2 protein-coding genes are annotated in these 2,128 nt (G+C 67.1%); both read right to left on the bottom strand.

Annotated elements, in window-relative coordinates:
• Positions 1-1,489 (bottom strand): carbamoyltransferase family protein (locus VFA16_RS12080; RefSeq protein ID WP_324968039.1); only part of this gene is annotated, 1,489 nt, incomplete at its 3' end.
• 84 nt (positions 1,490-1,573) lie between these two features.
• A partial coding sequence (locus VFA16_RS12075; RefSeq protein WP_324968038.1) for an NAD-dependent epimerase/dehydratase family protein occupies positions 1,574-2,128 on the bottom strand: 555 nt, incomplete at its 5' end.

The following is a 2,128-nucleotide window of genomic DNA, read 5'->3' as shown; positions in this document are numbered from 1 at the left end:
TCGACGAGAACTCGCTGATCATGCGGTGCAGCAGCGGCTGGTCGGTGTCGACGGTTTGGATCCGCGCCGTGCCGTCCACGTGGGTGGCCGCGGGAATACGCGCCCGCCAATCCTCAGCTACGTCGTGGACGAAAAGCATGTACGGGCTGGGCAATGGTCCGCGCGAAAAGATCTGCGGCGCATGCTTGGCCAGCACCATCGGCGCGACCGGCCGAAACTGCTCGCGACCTTTGACCCGGTTGAGCCGCTCCACGTTTGCCGCGTCGCGGGGATCGGCCAAAAGCGACCTGTTGCCCAAGGCTCTCGGCCCGAATTCCGAGCGGCCCTGGAACCAGCCGACCAGCAGATTGTCCGCCAGCGCGTCGGCGACTGCGACCGCGATATCGGCGGGACGCTCATAGTGGATGTCGGCATCATGCAGCGCTGCGGCAACGTCGTCGTCGGACCAGCCGCGACCCAGCGATGCCGAGGGCATGGGGGCGATCGGCTCGCGGTGCTCGGCGGCCAGCGCCAGTGCGGCCCCGAGCGCGGTACCGGCGTCTCCGGATGCCGGCTGTACCCAAACTTCCCGGAAGTCACCGTGGTCGAACAGGGCGGTGTTGGCCACGCAGTTCAGCGCCACCCCCCCGGCCAGGCAAAGGGTGTCCGAGTTGGTCCGGCCGGCCAGCCACGAGACCAGCTCGAGCAGCACCTGCTCGAGCACACGCTGCACGCTGCACGCCAGATCCGCATGCGCGGGATCCAGCGCTGTCTCGGCGGGATCCCGCGGCGGGGCGAACGCGGTCCAGTCGACCGGCTCAGTGCGAAACGTACCGTCGCCGCAGGCATATACCAGCTCGCGCAGACGGTCGGCGTACGTGGGCTTCCCGTAGGAGGCCATCGCCATCACTTTGTATTCGTCACTGGACCGCTTGAACCCCAGATGCTCGGTCAGGCTTTCATACAGCAGGCCCAGTGAATGCGGAAGTCGTTGGGAGGCAAGGATATCCAGCTTGCCATCGCGGTATTCGCCGGCCAGCATAGAGGTGGCTTCACCACGGCCGTCGACCACGAGCACCGCGCTGTCGGGCTGCGGCGATGCCAGCGAAGCCGAGGCCGCATGCGCGACATGGTGGCGCACATGGCGCACGATGCCCGGATCCAGACCGGGCAACGCGGCGGACAAAATCTGCGGCGCGCGGCGCGCATACAGGGTGCGCAGGTGTTCCCAGTCGCGGTCCTGGCCTTCCAGCGGTCCGCCGGGCATCTCGGCTAGCGCCGGATCGTAGGAGTAGCCGACGGCGTCGAGGTCCGCGGCGGTGATCCCGCCCTGCTGCAGGCACCATCTCGCTGCCGCGGTGGGCATTTCCCAAGTGGAAAAGGCCACCGCCTGCTTGCCGTGCTTGCGTCGGGAGAACCGCTCTTCTTCCGCGGCGGCGACGATCTGTCCATCGACGACCAGGGCCGCCGCTGGATCGTGGAAGACCGCGTTGACGCCGAGAATTCGCACGGAGTCTCCCCTCGCCGATTGAGTGGCATATGTGTGGTTACCTTCCCGTAAGCGGTACCCACACTTCTCCGCGTTAAACGGGTGCTAAACAGCGATGGGAGGCACGATTTGGGTGCGGAACCAGTCGACCGTTTCAGCCAGACCTTCTTCGGGGCCGACCTTCGGCTCCCAGCCCAGTTGTTCGCGTGCCACCCGGATATCCGGGCAGCGCCGCTGCGGATCGTCTTGCGCTGCGGGCACGTAGTGAATCGGGGACGTGCTACCGGCGTGGCCGCGAATCGACTCGGCGACCCGCAGCACGGTGAGCTCGGTCGGGTTGCCGATGTTCACCGGACCGGTGATGTCGCTGGCAGCCAGCGCCAGCAGCGCCGCCACCGTGTCGTCGACATGGCAGAGCGAGCGCGTCTGGTGGCCGCTGCCCGCTACCGTGATCGGCTCGTTGAGCAGCGCCTGCCGGCAAAAGGTGGGCACCATCCGGCCGTCGTCGGGGCGCATACGCGGACCGTAGGTGTTGAAGATCCGCGCCACCGCCACGTCGGCACCCCGTGAGCGGTAGTGAGCGAACACCAGCGCCTCGGCGAACCGCTTGGCCTCGTCATAGACGCTACGCGGACCGATCGGATTGACGTTGCCCCAATA

The organism is Mycobacterium sp. (genome assembly GCF_035653355.1).
In the GTDB taxonomy this organism is placed as follows: domain Bacteria; phylum Actinomycetota; class Actinomycetes; order Mycobacteriales; family Mycobacteriaceae; genus Mycobacterium.
The sequence above is the reverse complement of the archived record's forward strand: the minus strand, read 5'-3'. Positions and strand labels throughout refer to the sequence as shown.